A 14,480-nucleotide genomic window follows, 5' to 3' on the forward strand; every position below is an offset into this window, starting at 1 on the left:
GCCCGACGGGACACTCATGAGCAAACTGCAACCTCCTCCCCTGACCCTGCTGGACAAGTACCGCGGGGAAGAATTCCAGCCCTTGTATACCGCCACCGTGACCGTGCAGGGAGGCGAAGCCGCGCATGGCCGGGCCTCGGGCATCGCGCGCTCCGACGACGGCGCGCTGCAGGTCGACCTGCGGCTGCCGCCCGAACTCGGCGGCCCCGGCGGCGGCAGCAACCCCGAACAGCTCTTCGCGGCCGGCTACGCCGCCTGCTTCCACGGCGCGCTTTGCCTTCTTGCGGCCAAGGCCGGCCTGGCGATTCCCGACGCCACGGTGAAGGCGGCCGTCACGTTCGGGCGCGACCCCGTGGACGGCCTGTACGCCCTGGCCGCGCACATCACGATCCGCCTGCCCGGGCTGGACCGGCCGGTGGCCGAGGAACTGGTGCGCAACACCGAGCGGCTGTGCCCCTATTCCAAGATGGCGCGGCAAGGCATACACAGCGTGGTCGTGCTGACGGTCTAGCGGTTCTTCAGCAACTGGCTGTCCAGGCTCTGCAGGTCCAGCGCGCGGATGCGCGCGGTCATGTAGTCGATGAACACGCGGATGCGCCCCGGCAGGTGCTGGCGGCTCAGATAGCAAAGGTAGTGGCCGCGGTCGTCGGGCGAATATTGCGGCAGGCAGGCCACCAGCGTGCCGGCGCGCAGGTGCTCGCTGATCTGGTAGCCGGCCATCTGCGCGATGCCCTCGCCGTCGAGCACCGCCTGCAGGACCAGGTCGGCATCGTTGAAGGCCAGCATGGCCGGCGGCGCGAACTTGCGCATGTGGCCGCCCACCTTGAACTCCCATTCGTACACGCGCCCCGACGCCAGCCGGAAATTCACGCAGCGGTGCCCGGCCAGGTCCTCGATTTCCCGCGGCAGCGGGTGGGCGGCGGCGTAGGCGGGCGATGCGCACAGCAGCATCTGCATGGGAATGAGCTGCTTGGCGATCACCTGGCTGTCCTCCATCCGGCCGTTGCGGAACGACACGTCGATCCGGTCCTTGGTGAAGTCGGTGGACGCGTCGTCCAGTATGAGTTCCACCGATATGTCCGGATAGGCGTCCCGGAATCCCTTCAGCAGCGGCGCGACGATCTTGCGCCCGAAGCCCACCGTCGAGCACACCCGCAGTTGGCCGGAAGGCGGCCCCTGGCGCAATTCGCGCATATCGTCCAGCGCCTGCACGATGCGTTCGACGCCCGGGAAGCAATTCTCATAGAAGCGTTCGCCCTCGCGCGTCAGCGACGTGCTGCGGGTGGTGCGCACGAAGAGCCGGATGCCCAGTTGGTCTTCCAGTTTCTGCACGCTGCGGCTGACGGCGGAACGGCCGATGCCCAGGCGATCGCCGGCCTTGGCGAAATTGCCTTCGGACGCGACGGCGATAAAGGCCACGACGCCGGCATAGCTCGTGGCGAAGCTGTCCGCCAGCGAATCGGCGCCCGTTCCCGGGGCGGCAAGAGGGTCGGCGGCAGTGTCGGCGGGGGATTTTTTGGTGTCCATATCCCTAAGACGCGCCAGCCGTCCGTTTTGTGACGCCGAGCGGGAAGTAGGATGGGTGGAGCGCGAGAGTTCTTAAGAAAGAACTCAAGTATCGAGCGCGCGAAACCCATGCTGCCGCAATCGATTGGACTGACGTCGGTAGATATCCCACCCGGCGTGCTTGCCCGGGTGTCTGACACCCGAGGAGACAAGGCTTCGGCTTGCACCGGCGTTTCAGGGGTGTCAGACACCTGCACCGTCACCCGAATCCTCCCCGGGTGTCTGACACCCGACGAGACAAGGCTTCGGCTTGCACCGGCGTTTCAGGGGTGTCAGACACCTGCATCGTCACCCAAATCCTCCCCGGGTGTCTGACACCCGAGGAGACAAAGCTTCGGCTTGCACCGACGTTTCAGGGGTGTCAGACACCTGCATCGTCACCCAAATCCTCCCCAGGTGTCTGACACCCGAGGAGACAACGCTTCAGCTTGCACCGGCGTTTCAGGGGTGTCAGACACCTGCACCGTCACCCGAATCCTCCCCGGGTGTCTGACACCCGAGGAGACAAGGCTTCGGCTTGCACCGGCGTTTCACGGGTGTCAGACACCTGCATTGTTTTCCGGCCGATGCCGGGCATTGTCTGCCCACGGCCGCATGGGTTTCGCGCGCTGGATACTTGAGTTCTTTCTTAAGAACTCTCGCGCTGCACCCATCCTACTGCGCTGGTAGCACCGCCGGAGCGCCCTGCTTCTTGATCAGCAGGACCAGGAACCTGGCCGGTTCGGTCTGGCTGGCGTTGCGTCCGACGGTATGGACGTCGTTCGGGCCTTCGTAGAAAGTCTGGCCGGGGTTGAGCGTCACTTCCTTGCCGCCCCGCAGTTGCATCACGATACTGCCTTGCAGGACGTAGATGAAACTGTCCGCATCATGCCGGTGGACCGGATCGGCCGCGCCCGGCGGGTAGTCCACCGTGATCATGAGCACGTCCTTCCCGGCGATGTCGGGCAGGTCCCGGGTCATCAGTTCGGTCACGATGGGGTCGGCCGGCTTGCCGGCATGCGCCGCCGCGTGCGGCGGCGCGGCAAACGCCAGCGGGCCCGCCAGCGCGCCGGCGGCGGCGAAGGGCAGCCCCTTTCCTATGATCTTCAACATGGCCTTTTCCTCGATGGTGAGTGGAAACAGGCCCATGGTAGGAAACCCGGCGGCGCCCCGGTAGATGCCCGCGCGGGATCACGATGTTGTCCGCGCAGCACCAATGCGCGGCCGCGGCTCAGCCTTCGAACCTGGCCGCCACGCGCGCCAGCTTGTCCGGGTTGCGCTGCACCAGCACGCGGACGATGCGTTCGCCGTCGGTTTCGTAGGATTGCACCGATTCCAGCTTGCCCTCGATGAAGCGCAGCAGCGTCCACTGCCCGTTCACCAGCGCCACCTCCACCCGCAGATCGTCCCCATACCGCCTCTTGCCCGCATAGAACAGTTGCGCCAGCCGCTTGCCGCCCACCAGGCTGGCGAAGCTGGGCACCTTGCCGCCGCCATCGCCGATCAGTTCGGCGTTGTCGTTGAGCAAGGCATGCAGGCCATGGAAGTCGCCCCGCCGCATCGCGTCGGCGAAGCCCTCCATCAGGCGATGGTGCGTTTCGCGCGGCACGGCATGGCGGGGAGTCTCCTGCCGCAACTGCTGCTTGGCGCGCCGCACCAACTGGCGACAGGCGGCCTCGGTCTTGCCGAGGGTGCGCGCGACGTCCTCGTAATCCTCGTCGAACACCTCGCGCATCAGGAACGCGGCGCGGGCCTCGGGCGACAGCCGCTCCAGCATGAACAGGAAGGCCACCGAAACGTCATCGGCGAATTCGCGGATTTCCTCGGGCGTGGCCGGCGCCGGCATCAGCACGGGTTCGGGCAGCCAGATGCCCACGTAGCTCTCCCGCTGCGCCTTGGCCGCGCGCAGGCGGTCGATGGACAGGCGCGTGGCCACCGTCACCAGCCAGGCTTCGGGATTGTCCAGCGCCGCGGGGTCCGCTTCGTGCCAGCGCAGCCACGTGTCCTGCACCACGTCTTCGGCCTCCGCGACGGCGCCCAGCATCCGGTAGGCGATCGCGTGCAGGCGCGCGCGATGGCGGTTGAACAGGCTGGTGGAGTCGGTCATGGGCGAACGCCCGCGCCAGGGCATGAAATGATCGGAGACGCGCGTTATTTTGCGGTCTCCCCCCGAAAACGGCAAGCGCCCCGGCCGGCCCGCGGCGATCGCGCCGCACACGGACACGGGGACGAGCGCCAGGCCGGTGGCCGCCCCCTCCCGCCGGTCATTCCACCGTCGCGCCCGACCGCTTCACGACTTCCGCCCAACGCGGGATTTCAGTCGCCATCAGGTCGCGCAGTTGATCCGGCGTGCTGCCGACCAGTTCCATTCCCATGGTCTTGCCCAGCTTCTCCTGCACGTCCGGCTCTTTCAGGATCAGCGCGATCTCCTGGGCCAGCCTGTCCAGGATGGGCTTGGGCGTGCCCTTGGGCGCGTACACCGCCTGCCAGGACGCCATCTGGAAACCCGGCACGCCGGCCTCCTGCATGGTCGGCACGTCGGGCGCCAGCGCGATGCGGTCCTTGGTGGTGACGGCCAGCAGTTTGAGCTTGCCCGTCTGCAGCAGCGGCAGCGCCGCCGTCATCTGGTCGAACATGAAGGTCACCGCGCCCGAGGACACGTCCACCATCGCGGGCGGCGTGCCCTTGTACGGCACGTGCGTGAGCGGCACGCCGATCATGCCGGAAAAGAGTTCGCCGGCCAGGTGCGTCGAGGTGCCGGCGCCCGAGGACGCGAAGGTGCGCTTGCTCGGGTCGCGCTTGAGCAGCGCGATGAGGTCTGCCACCGAATTCACGCCCAGGTTCGGGTCCACCAGCAGCACGTTGGGCAGGTAGGCGATCAGCGATACCGGCTCGAAGTCCTTGACCGGGTCGTACTTCAGGTTCTTGTACAGGCTGGCGTTGATGGCGTGCGTGCTGATAGTGCCGCCGAACAGCGTATAGCCGTCGGGCGGCGCCTTGGCGACATAGGTGGCGCCGATGCCGCCGGCCGCGCCGGGCTTGTTCTCCACGACCACGTTCTGGTGCAGGCGGTCGCCCAGCTTCTGGGCCAGCACCCGGCCCACCACGTCGGTCGAACCGCCGACGGTGAACGGCACCACATAGGAAATCGGTTTCTGCGTGGGCCAGTCGGCCGCGCGGGCGGGCAATGCCAGCATGCCCAGCATGGCGCCGGCCAGCAGCGCGGCCAGCGCGCCGCGTCGTTGCGTATTCATGATTGTCTCCTGCCTCTGGTTATCGGTCTGGGATGCCGGCGGCGCCGGCGGCAAGGCTCAGCGGCCCTGTTCTTTGCGCCATGCGGCGAATTTGTCCTTGGTGCCCGGATCGGTGGGCGGGTACAGGCCGAGGATGGACGCGCCCTGCCGCACCTGGTCGGTCACGAAATCCTCGAAGGCGGTCATTTCCACGGCCTCGGCCGCGATCTCGTCGGCCAGGTGCGCCGGGATCACCACTACGCCCTCGCGGTCGCCCACCACGATGTCCCCCGGGAACACGGCCACGTCGCCGCAACCGATGGGCGTATTGATGTCCAGCGCCTGGTGCAGGGTCAGGTTGGTCGGCGCCGACGGGCGCTGGTGGTAGGCGGCGAAGCCCAGCTCGGCGATCTCGGGCGAATCGCGAAAGCCCCCGTCCGTCACCACGCCGGCCGCGCCGCGCTTCATGAGGCGCGTCACCAGGATGGAGCCGGCCGACGCCGCCCGCGCGTCCTTGCGACTGTCCATGACCAGCACCGCGCCTTCCGGGCAGGTCTCGACCGCGACGCGCTGCGGATGCGAGCGGTCTTCGAATACCTTGATGGTGTTCAGGTCCTCGCGCGCGGGGATGTACCGCAGGGTGAAGGCCGGGCCCACCATGTTGGGCAGCGAGGCGTTCAGCGGACGCACGTCCTGGATGAACTGGTTGCGCAGGCCGCGCTTGAACAAGGCGGTGCACAGGGTGGCGGTGCTGACGCCGGCCAGCCTGGCGCGGGTTTCGGGATGCATTGGGGACACGATGGCTCCGGAGTGTGGGGGTTCAGAAAATCTCGGGTTCGGGCACGGGCGCGCCGAATCCGGTTTCCAGGAAGTCGAAATCGCAGCCGTCGTTGGCCTGGAGGATGTGCCGGGAATACATCCAGCCGTAGCCGCGCTCGTAGCGCCTGGGCGGCGGCGTCCAGGCGGCGCGCCGGGCCGCCAGTTCTTCGTCGCTGACATTCAGGTGGATGCTGCGGGCCGGCACGTCCACGGTGATCAGGTCGCCTGTCTTGACCAGCGCCAGCGGGCCGCCGATATAGGCCTCGGGCGCGGCGTGCAGGATGCAGGCGCCGTAGCTGGTGCCGCTCATGCGGGCGTCCGACAGGCGCAGCATGTCGCGCACGCCCTGCTTCACCAATTTGGTGGGAATGGGCAGCATGCCCCATTCGGGCATGCCCGGGCCGCCCTGCGGACCGGCGTTGCGCAGGATCATGATGTGGTCGGCGGTGACGTCCAGGTTCTCGTCGTCGACCGCCGCCTTCATGCTGGGATAGTCGTCGAACACCAGCGCGGGCCCGGTGTGCCGCAGGTATTGCGGCGCGCAGGCGCTGGGCTTGATGACGCAGCCGTCCGGCGCGATATTGCCGCGCAGCACGGCCAGCGCGCCTTCCTCGTAGATGGCGTTCTCCAGCGTGCGGATCACGTCGTCGTTGTAGACCTCGGCGCCGGCGATGTTCTCGCCCAGCGTCCTGCCGGTGACCGTCATGGCGGACGGATCCAGGTGGCCATGCAGGCGCGACATCAGCGCCGGCAGTCCGCCCGCATAGTAGAAGTCTTCCATCAGGTAGGTATCGCCGCTGGGCCGGATGTTGGCGATCACGGGCACCTTGCGGCTGGCGGCGTCGAAGTCGTCCAGGCCCACGGCGCAGCCCGCGCGCCGCGACATGGCGACCAGGTGCACGATGGCGTTGGTGGAGCACCCCATGGCCATGGCCACGTTGATGGCGTTCTTGAAGGACGCGAGGCTCAGGATGCGCTGCGGCGTCAGGTCTTCCCAGACCATCTCCACCGCGCGCCGCCCGCACTCGGCCGACATGCGCATGTGGTTGACGTCCGCCGCGGGGATCGAGGACGCGCCCGGCAGGGTCATGCCGATGGTCTCGGCGATGGCGGTCATGGTGCTGGCCGTGCCCATGGTCATGCAGGTGCCGTAGCTGCGCGCGATGCCGCCCTCCACTTCGGTCCATTGTTCCTGCGTGATCTTGCCGGCGCGCCGCTCGTCCCAGAGCTTCCAGGCGTCCGAGCCGGAACCCAGGATCCGGCCTTTCCAGTTGCCGCGCAGCATGGGGCCGGCGGGCACGTAGATACAGGGCAGCCCGGCGCTGATCGCGCCCATGATGAGTCCGGGCGTGGTCTTGTCGCAGCCGCCCATCAGGACCGCGCCGTCCACCGGGTGGCTGCGCAGCAGCTCCTCGGTCTCCATGGCGAGGAAATTGCGGTACAGCATGGTGGTCGGCTTGACGAAAGATTCCGACACCGAAATGGCGGGCAGCTCCACCGGGAAGCCGCCCGCCTGGAACACGCCGCGCTTGACGTCCTCCACTCGCTGCTTGAAATGGCTGTGGCAGGGATTCAGGTCGGACCAGGTATTGACGATGGCGATGATGGGCCGGCCCGCCCAATCGTCGGGGCCATAGCCCATTTGCATCATGCGGGAACGGTGGCCGAAGGAGCGCAGGTCGTCCTTGGCCATCCAGGCGGCGCTGCGCAGGCTTTCGTAGGAACGTTTCATAGGGGCAAGGCGGAAAACGGAATGGCGACGAAGCCATTTAAACACTAATATATTAGTGCGTCAGCTAGGTGAAAACCCGCTACACTTGGGCTTCCCCGTTTCCGTGACCCTGCCCTTCGCGCCCCCGATGCCCAGCCCAAAGCTCCGATTGGACCGCTCGCGCCACGCGGCGCCGCAGGTGTTCGAACACCTGCGCGAACAGATCGTCTCCCTGGAACTCGCCCCCGGCGCGCCGCTGTCGCGCGTGACGCTGGCCGACGCCTACGGCCTGAGCCAGACCCCCATCCGGGATGCCCTGATGCGGTTGGCGGAAGAAGCCCTGGTCGAGATCTATCCCCAGCACACGACCGTGGTCAGCCGCATCGACATCGCGGCGGCCCGCGAGGCGCATTTCCTGCGCCGTTCGCTCGAACTGGAAATCGTGCGGATGCTGGCGCAGCGGCCCGACCCGACGCTGTTCCAGCGGCTGCAGGCCAGCATCGACCTGCAACGCGCCAGCCACGCCGGCGGCCAGTACCAGCAGTTCATCGATGCCGACCAGGCATTCCACCGCGACATGCACGACGCCGCCGGCGTGACCCGCCTTTGGGAACTGGAACAGCGCTACAGCGGCCACCTGGACCGCCTGCGCCGGCTGCACCTGCCGGAAGCCGGCAAGGCCGAGCGCATCCTGGACGATCACCAGCGCCTGCTGGACGCCATCGTCGCCCAGGATGCCGCGCGGGCACAGCAAGTGCTGCGCGAACATCTTTCGGGCACGCTCAGCCAGGTGGCCGAGATCTGCAAGCGGTATCCTGAGTACGTACAGGCCGCGTAGGCCAAAAAGAGGCGCTCAAACGCGCCGCCCGCCGGTATGATCGAGGACACCCCGCGGCGGCGGGAGGGCCCGCCGGGCCATGGCCCGCCGCTTACCGAACGGAACGTTCCCCATGATCGCAAGGCATGCAAGATCCCGACTCGCCCTCGCCGCGCTGGTCGCGGCCGCATGGGGCTCCGCCGCCCCGGCCGCCCAGCCCGGCGCGTGCGAGACCATCACGGTGCGCGAGGGCGATCCGGTGCCGGCCAACGCCTGCGCGGTGAACGTGGTGCCGCGGGACCCGGGCCCGGCGGGCATGCTGTTCGGCGGCCCGGAATGGGTGCCGCTGGATCCCCAGGCCATGCCGGGCGTGTTCTATGACAGCGCCTCGATCAAGCCCCTGTCCGAACGCCCCGCCGTGGTGGCCGTGACCGTGGCCTGGTTCTATGCCCAGCCCCGGATCTCCGAGGCCAACGGGCAGTCCTACCGTTCCGTGACCCAGCCGGTCACGATGAACTGCTCGGCGAATACCTATACCGTTTACCGCACCCTGCACTACGCCGGGGAAAACGCCACCGGCTCGATCGTGGAATCCCCGCCCACGGCCGGCATCCACGACGCGCCGATCGCGCACGATCCCGTGCAGCGCAAACTGCGCGGCCTGGTCTGCCCCGCGGGCGGCAAAAGCACGCGCAAGTAAGGCCGGCCTACCCCCGCCAATAGCGGTACAGCGCGCGCGCCCCGGCATCCAGCAGGAAGCCCAGCACGCCTATCATCAGCACCATCGCCATCAGCTCCGAATACGCGAGGCGGTCGCGCGTATCCAGGATGAAATAACCCATGCCCGCCGACACGCCCAGCATCTCGCAGGGCACCAGCACGATCCACAGGATCCCGATCGCCAGGCGCACGCCCGTCAGGATATGGCCCAGCACCCCCGGCAGGATGACGCTGCGCAGCGTCTCCCAGCGGGTCGCGGCCACGCTTTGGGCCAACAGTAGCCAGCGCGGGTCCAGTTGCTGCACGCCCGCCGCCGTGTTCAGCACGATGGGCCAGACGGCCGCGAAGGCCAGCAGGAAGTAGACCGGGTCGTCGCCCACGCCAAAGACCATCACGGCTATCGGCATCCACGACAAAGGCGAAATCATCCGCAGGAACTGCATGGCCGGCGAGACCGCGGCCTCGAGCCGCCGGTAGCTGCCGATGGCCAGCCCCAGCGGCACGCCGATGGCCAGCGCGAAGCCCAGGCCCACGGCGACGCGCCGCAGGCTGACCAGGATGTGCGCGGGCAGGTCGGACCCCGTCAGCAGTTCGCCCAGGCTGACGAAGGTGGCGCCCGGGGAAAACCGCCGCGCCATGCCGCCCGCGGGCGACAGGACGTCCGTGCCCAGCCACCACAGCGCCAGCAGCGCGGCCAAGCCGCCGGCGCCCAGCGCGCAGCGCGCGGCCAGGCCCTGGCCGCCGCGCTTGCGGCCCTCCGCCGGGTCTTGCGCGGCGACCAATCCGGCCGGCGTACCGGCGGCGGACTCCCGGGCCGTCACGCCTGCACCAGCTCGGTCCGGGTGTACTGGTCGGGAAAGCCGAAACGGCTCAGGCCGCCCGCCGATTCGATGGCGCGCCTGACGTAGCGGTCGTCGACCAGTTCAGAGGCGGCGCGGGCCGGATCCAGGCCCGCCAGAAAGCCGCGGTCCGCCTCGATCAGCGTATCGCGCAGGCGGCGCACCAGTTCCTCGGTGTAGCTCGGGAAGGGATACGGCTGGAAGTCGATGCGGCGTTCGTCCCAGTCCGCATGCCGGATGGCACCGCTGGCCAGATATTGCTCGCGATCCGCGGGCGGCGGCGCCAGCACCTTGGACAGCGCGGGCAAGGCGTGCGGCGTGTAGCGGTTGATGCCTTCCTTGGACAGCAGCCGCGCCGTCTCGGCCCGGTTCTCGCGTATCCACAACTGGGCCTGCACGATGGCGTCCACCACCTTCTGCGACCATTGCGGACGCTGTTCCAGGTCGCGCTCGTGCATGAACACCACGCAGCAGGCGTGGTTGCGCCAGACATCGCCCGTGAAGCGCAGCACCTTGCCCACGCCCAGGGTCTCGGCCACCGCGTTGAACGGCTCGGCCACGATGTAGCCGGCGATGCGGTTCTGCGCCAGCGCGGGCGGCATGTCGGCCGGCGCCATGACGACCAGGTTCACCTCGCCCGCGCCCACCGTGCCGTCCTTGCGGGACACGGGCGCCAGGCCGTTTTCTCGCAGCAGGTATTGCAGCACGACGTTGTGGATGGAATACCAGAACGGAATCGCGACCGTCTTGCCGCCCAGGTCCTTGACGCTATTGATGGCCGGCGCCACGGTCAGGCCCGAGCCGCCCACGTGGTTCCAGGCCACCACCTTGGCCGGCACCTGACTGCCGAACCGCGCCCACACCGTCATGGGCGACAGCAGGTGCACCACGTTCACCTGCCCGGAGATGAAGGCTTCTATCACCTGCGCCCAACTGCGCAGCAGCGTGGGTTTTTCCGCCTTGACCCCGGCCTTCTCGAACAGGCCGTTGTTGTGCGCCACCAGCAGCGGCGCGGCATCGGTGATGGGCAGGTAGCCGATGCGCACCGGCGCGTCGGGTTCGCTCTGCGCGCGGGCGTTGAACGCCGACAGCAGGGAGGCGGCGCCGCCGGCCGTCAGCAGGGCCGAGAGTTTCAACCAGTCGCGACGCGACATGTGTTCAAGGCACATCGAAGAACTCCTTGTAGGGACTGCCCGCGGCGCGGGCCCCCGGGTCAGGCAAGCGCGGCTTCGCCGCGGACGGCCCGCAGCGCGGTGCGCAGGCGGGTAAGGATTTCCAGGCGCAGCGCGCCCATTTCCGGCAACAGGTCGGCGCGGGGCTGCGGCAGGTCCACCCGCCACACGCCCAGGATGCGGCCGGGCGCGCCGCCCAGCAGCACGATGCGGTCGGCCAGCACCAGCGCTTCGTCGATATCGTGCGTGATCAATACGGCGGCGGTATCGAAATCGGCCACCACCTTGCGCAGCAGCGCCTGCATCTCGCCGCGCGTCACCTCGTCCAGCGCGCCGAAAGGTTCGTCCAGCAGCAGCACGGAAGGCTGGCGCGCCAGGCAGCGGGCCAGGGCCGCGCGCTGCGCCATGCCGCCCGACAATTGCGCGGGACGCAGTTGCCGGGCGTGCGACAGGCCGACCTCGTCGATGGCCTGGTCCACCCGCGCGCGGCGCTGCGCCTCCGTCAGCGCCGGCTGGTGCTTGAAATCCAGGCCGAAAGCCACATTGCGTTCCAGCGACAGCCAGGGCAGCAGGCTCGGATCCTGGAAGGCCACGGCCACGCGGGGATGCACGCCCGTCAGCGGCGCGCCTTCCATCAGCAGGGTGCCGGCGCTGGCGGACTGCAAGCCGGCCAGCACGCGCAGCAGGCTGGACTTGCCGGCGCCGCTTGCGCCCAGCACGGCCACCACCTCGCCACGCGCCAGGTCCAGGTCCACGCCCTGGAACACCGCGCCGGCCGCCCCCGGGTAGCTGAGCGCCAGGCCCCGGGCCCGCAGCACCGGTTGCGGGGCCGTCGTCATGCGGCGGCCCCGGCCGCGAGCCTGGCCTTCCTTTTGGCCAGCTCGGTCTTCAACTGCACCAGGCTGGGCGTGACGATGGGCAGGAAGGCCGCCTCGCGCCAGCGCCGGGCAAAGCCCGCGCCGGCCGGCCGCAGGTAGGCCGCGCCGCCGCTGGCCTGCAATTCCAGTTGCACCGCCTGGTTGGCGGCGTCGGCCAAGGCGATGCGGATCTCGAACAGGGCCCAGGGTTCGGCCACGAAGCGCCCGTTGCGCACCCCCTCGATCAGGCTGTCGGACAGCGCGCCGACCTGCGCCCGCAAGGCTTCCAGTGGCGCGCCCAGGATCCCGCGCGACGCCTGGCCCTGCCCCGCCTGCGCCGCGGCCAGCAAGGCGCGGCGCGCCAGGCCGATGGACAGGCCGCATTGCAGGCCCGCGAAGGCCGGCCGTGCTTGCGGCAGGTACTCGCGGGCATCGGGATGGATCAGCCATTCCGGGCCGATGCGCACGCCGCGCACGTCCAGGGCCGCGGTGTTGCTCGACTGCAGCGCCAGCAAGGACAGGTCCGGGCTGCGCACCAGCCCGGCGATGTCGTGCGGCAGCGCGACCACGGCCGGCGTGCCGTCGGGCGCCGTGACCGCGGCGGCGACCAGGAAGCCCTGCACCCGCAGGTTCGTCACCCAGGGCATGCGGCCGTCCAGCACCCACTGGCCGTCCTCCGCTTCCCGCGCGCCGATCTGCAGGGACTCGATCCCGCTCAGGAACTTCATGGCGTTCGACAGCGCGGTCGCGCCCGCCTGTTCGCCGCCGAGCAAGGGCGCCAGCCAGGCATCGGCCAGCGCGGTATTCGGGCTGCGCAGCAGGTATTCGATGAAGACGCGCTGGCCCCAGGCCACGAACGCGCTGGCGACCGACAGTTCCGCCACCTGCGACACCGCTTCGATGGCGTCGCCGATGTCGGTGCCGGGCAGGCCGCCCCGCGCTTCGGGCACGCCCTGGCGGAACACGCCCGCCGCGGCCAGCCGGGGCAATACCGTGGCGGCGTCCAGCCTGCCGTCGTCCAGCGCGTCGGCGTGCTGCTCCAGCCACGCGCGCAGGTCTTGCGGCAGCAGGCCGCGCCCGGCTTCGACGCTTGCGGATTGCGGCGTCATTGCGCGCCGCTCCAGGCGTAGTCGCTCAATTGCTCGTTCAGCGGCGTCTGCGCCAGGTTGTTGCCGAAATTGCAGATGGTGGCCAGCCCCACGCCCACGATGACTTCGAGCGCGTTGCCGTCCGTGTAGCCCGCGCCGCGCAGGGCCTGGAGGGCCTCGTCGCTGACACGGCCGCGCGTCTGGATCACGGCTTCGGTGAAGGCGGCCAGGGCCTGCAGGCGTTCGTCCGGCAGCGCGCCTTGGGCGCGCAGCGCGTCCACCACTTCGGGCGACAGCCTGGCCTTGTTGCGCGCCAGCGCGGTGTGGCCCGCCACGCAGAAGGTGCAGCCGTGGCGCGTGCCGGCCACCAGTTGCACCACCTCGCGCTCCTGCAGGGTCAGCCCGGCGCGCGCGTTGATCTGCGACAGGGTCTGGTAGGCCTCCAGCGCCACCGGCGCGTTGGCCAGCACCCCCAGCAGGTTGGACAGGTACCCCGCGCCCTGCTCGGCGGCGGCCAGCGCCGCGCGCGTGGGTTCGGGAGCGCTTTGCGCGGTATGGACGGGCAAACGGGCCATGTGAGTCTCCTGACGGCTATCGTTGAAAGCCTCATTGTGCTTGCGCCGGGCCGCAAGCGACAATGCATGAAGATCGCAACTTGATGCTAGATCTTATCGACTTTCAGCTATGCGCTTATAACCAGATGCGTTCCGAAACCCTACCCTTGAACTGCTCCGGTCCATGGACCGTATCAGCCGCCGACCAGGCCGCGGTCGACGCCCTGCTGCTGTCCAGCCTGGAGGTGCAATCCAGCTTGTATCACCTTGGGCAGTATTGCGGCAATTGGTCGGCCAGCACCAGCGGGCGCGCGCGGTCCAGCTTCCATCTGATCCTGCACGGCGGCTGCCTGGTCGACGTGGGCGAAGGGCGCGAAACCCTGACGCTGGCCGCGGGCGACGGCATCTTCTTCCTGCGCGACATTCCCCATGCACTGACGCCGCTGGACCCGCCCGCCGCCGAAGGCGCGCAAGGCGCGCCGATGCAGCCTCTCCTGCCGCGCCAGGCCGACAGCACCGGCCTGGCCTGCGGCTTCTTCCAGTTCCGGCCCGGGCTCGCCGACCTGCTGGCCGACACGCTGCCCGATTACCTGGTGCTGCGCGCCAGCGACGAACGCTTCCGCACGGCGCGCGGCGTGTTCGAACTGATCCTGGGCGAGACCGCCCGCGATCCGGGCGCGTCCTCCGTCGTGCTGGAACGGCTGACCGACCTGCTTATCTTTTTCATGCTGCGCCATCTGGCCATCCACGACCGCCAGGCCTACGGCCTGTTCGTGCTGGCCCGCGATCCGGCCATGGCCGGCCTGCTGCAGGCCATCCTGGCCGAACCGGCCAGGCCCTGGAGCATGCAGGACATGGCCGACCGGGTGCACATGTCGAAGGCCACCTTTCATCGCCGCTTCACGCTGCACGGCGGGACCACGCCCGCGCAATTGCTGCAATTGCTGCGCATGCGCGTGGCGCGGCGCCACCTGAGCCAGGGCATGGGCATCCAGGACGCCGCCGAGCGCGTCGGCTACCGATCGCAGGCGGCGTTCAGCCGCGTGTTCCAGCGCACGGAAGGGGTGGCGCCTTCCGCGCTGCGCAGGCACCGCCCCGCCCTCGCGGGCGGCGGGTAGTCCTCGG

16 protein-coding genes are annotated in these 14,480 nt (G+C 69.0%); 4 read left to right on the forward strand and 12 right to left on the reverse strand.

The features are described 5' to 3' along the window. Positions 1 to 16 precede the first annotated feature (16 nt). Positions 17 to 511: an Ohr family peroxiredoxin gene (locus tag AVE30378_RS00855; protein WP_129238884.1), complete on the forward strand. Its 495-nt coding sequence runs from the start codon at positions 17 to 19 to the stop codon at positions 509 to 511. Here the strand turns inward: AVE30378_RS00855 and AVE30378_RS00860 are convergent. The 7 genes from AVE30378_RS00860 to araD form a co-directional block, all read right to left on the reverse strand. Continuing rightward, entirely contained in the window at positions 508 to 1,527 is a 1,020-nt protein-coding gene (locus AVE30378_RS00860) for a LysR family transcriptional regulator (RefSeq protein ID WP_129238885.1), read from the reverse strand. The two genes, AVE30378_RS00855 and AVE30378_RS00860, sit on opposite strands and share 4 nt — an antisense overlap. Positions 1,528 to 2,220: 693 nt before the next feature. Beyond that, positions 2,221 to 2,526 carry a cupin domain-containing protein gene (locus tag AVE30378_RS00865; protein WP_425265770.1) on the reverse strand — a complete coding sequence of 102 codons (306 nt, stop codon included), beginning with the start codon at positions 2,524 to 2,526 and terminating at the stop codon, positions 2,221 to 2,223. Next, positions 2,432 to 2,740: a hypothetical protein gene (locus tag AVE30378_RS33080; RefSeq protein WP_425265768.1), complete on the reverse strand. Its 309-nt coding sequence runs from the start codon at positions 2,738 to 2,740 to the stop codon at positions 2,432 to 2,434. Before AVE30378_RS33080 ends, AVE30378_RS00865 begins: the two co-directional genes overlap by 95 nt. A 36-nt stretch (positions 2,741 to 2,776) precedes the next feature. Continuing rightward, on the reverse strand, positions 2,777 to 3,652 hold the full coding sequence (locus AVE30378_RS00870) for an RNA polymerase sigma-70 factor (RefSeq protein WP_129238887.1): 876 nt from the start codon (positions 3,650 to 3,652) through the stop codon (positions 2,777 to 2,779). Between the two features lie 157 nt (positions 3,653 to 3,809). After that, positions 3,810 to 4,799 carry a Bug family tripartite tricarboxylate transporter substrate binding protein gene (locus tag AVE30378_RS00875; RefSeq protein ID WP_129238888.1) on the reverse strand — a complete coding sequence of 330 codons (990 nt, stop codon included), beginning with the start codon at positions 4,797 to 4,799 and terminating at the stop codon, positions 3,810 to 3,812. Between the two features lie 57 nt (positions 4,800 to 4,856). Then, positions 4,857 to 5,567, reverse strand: a complete 711-nt coding sequence (locus AVE30378_RS00880; protein ID WP_129239040.1) for a ribonuclease activity regulator RraA — start codon at positions 5,565 to 5,567, stop codon at positions 4,857 to 4,859. Positions 5,568 to 5,598: 31 nt separating this feature from the next. Then, entirely contained in the window at positions 5,599 to 7,329 is a 1,731-nt protein-coding gene (gene araD, locus AVE30378_RS00885; protein ID WP_129238889.1) for an L-arabinonate dehydratase, read from the reverse strand. 127 nt (positions 7,330 to 7,456) lie between these two features. Here araD and AVE30378_RS00890 point away from each other — a divergent pair, with 127 nt between their 5' ends. Then, positions 7,457 to 8,146, forward strand: a complete 690-nt coding sequence (locus tag AVE30378_RS00890) for a GntR family transcriptional regulator (RefSeq protein ID WP_129238890.1) — start codon at positions 7,457 to 7,459, stop codon at positions 8,144 to 8,146. A 112-nt stretch (positions 8,147 to 8,258) separates the two neighbouring features. Beyond that, positions 8,259 to 8,825, forward strand: coding sequence for a surface-adhesin E family protein (locus AVE30378_RS00895; protein WP_129238891.1), 567 nt, complete (start codon positions 8,259 to 8,261; stop codon positions 8,823 to 8,825). Between the two features lie 7 nt (positions 8,826 to 8,832). Here AVE30378_RS00895 and AVE30378_RS00900 read toward each other — a convergent pair whose 3' ends face one another. From AVE30378_RS00900 to AVE30378_RS00920, 5 genes are read right to left on the reverse strand one after another with little or no spacing between them, the layout of a single operon-like run. Further along, entirely contained in the window at positions 8,833 to 9,666 is an 834-nt protein-coding gene (locus AVE30378_RS00900) for an ABC transporter permease (RefSeq protein WP_425265769.1), read from the reverse strand. Beyond that, positions 9,663 to 10,853 (reverse strand): ABC transporter substrate-binding protein, encoded by a 1,191-nt coding sequence (locus AVE30378_RS00905; protein ID WP_129238892.1) that lies wholly within the window; start codon positions 10,851 to 10,853, stop codon positions 9,663 to 9,665. Before AVE30378_RS00905 ends, AVE30378_RS00900 begins: the two co-directional genes overlap by 4 nt. Positions 10,854 to 10,897: 44 nt before the next feature. Next, complete coding sequence (locus AVE30378_RS00910) at positions 10,898 to 11,695, reverse strand: ABC transporter ATP-binding protein (protein WP_129238893.1); 798 nt, start codon at positions 11,693 to 11,695, stop codon at positions 10,898 to 10,900. Then, positions 11,692 to 12,822 (reverse strand): acyl-CoA dehydrogenase family protein, encoded by a 1,131-nt coding sequence (locus AVE30378_RS00915; protein WP_208742329.1) that lies wholly within the window; start codon positions 12,820 to 12,822, stop codon positions 11,692 to 11,694. The genes AVE30378_RS00910 and AVE30378_RS00915 overlap by 4 nt, the downstream gene beginning before the upstream one ends. Next, positions 12,819 to 13,376 carry a carboxymuconolactone decarboxylase family protein gene (locus AVE30378_RS00920; RefSeq protein ID WP_129238894.1) on the reverse strand — a complete coding sequence of 186 codons (558 nt, stop codon included), beginning with the start codon at positions 13,374 to 13,376 and terminating at the stop codon, positions 12,819 to 12,821. The genes AVE30378_RS00915 and AVE30378_RS00920 overlap by 4 nt, the downstream gene beginning before the upstream one ends. 83 nt (positions 13,377 to 13,459) lie before the next feature. Between AVE30378_RS00920 and AVE30378_RS00925 the strand changes: the two genes are divergently transcribed. Continuing rightward, positions 13,460 to 14,473, forward strand: coding sequence for an AraC family transcriptional regulator (locus AVE30378_RS00925; RefSeq protein WP_244234945.1), 1,014 nt, complete (start codon positions 13,460 to 13,462; stop codon positions 14,471 to 14,473). Positions 14,474 to 14,480: the final 7 nt, after the last annotated feature.

The sequence above is a fragment of the Achromobacter veterisilvae genome (genome assembly GCF_900496975.1).
Lineage (GTDB): Bacteria > Pseudomonadota > Gammaproteobacteria > Burkholderiales > Burkholderiaceae_B > Achromobacter > Achromobacter veterisilvae.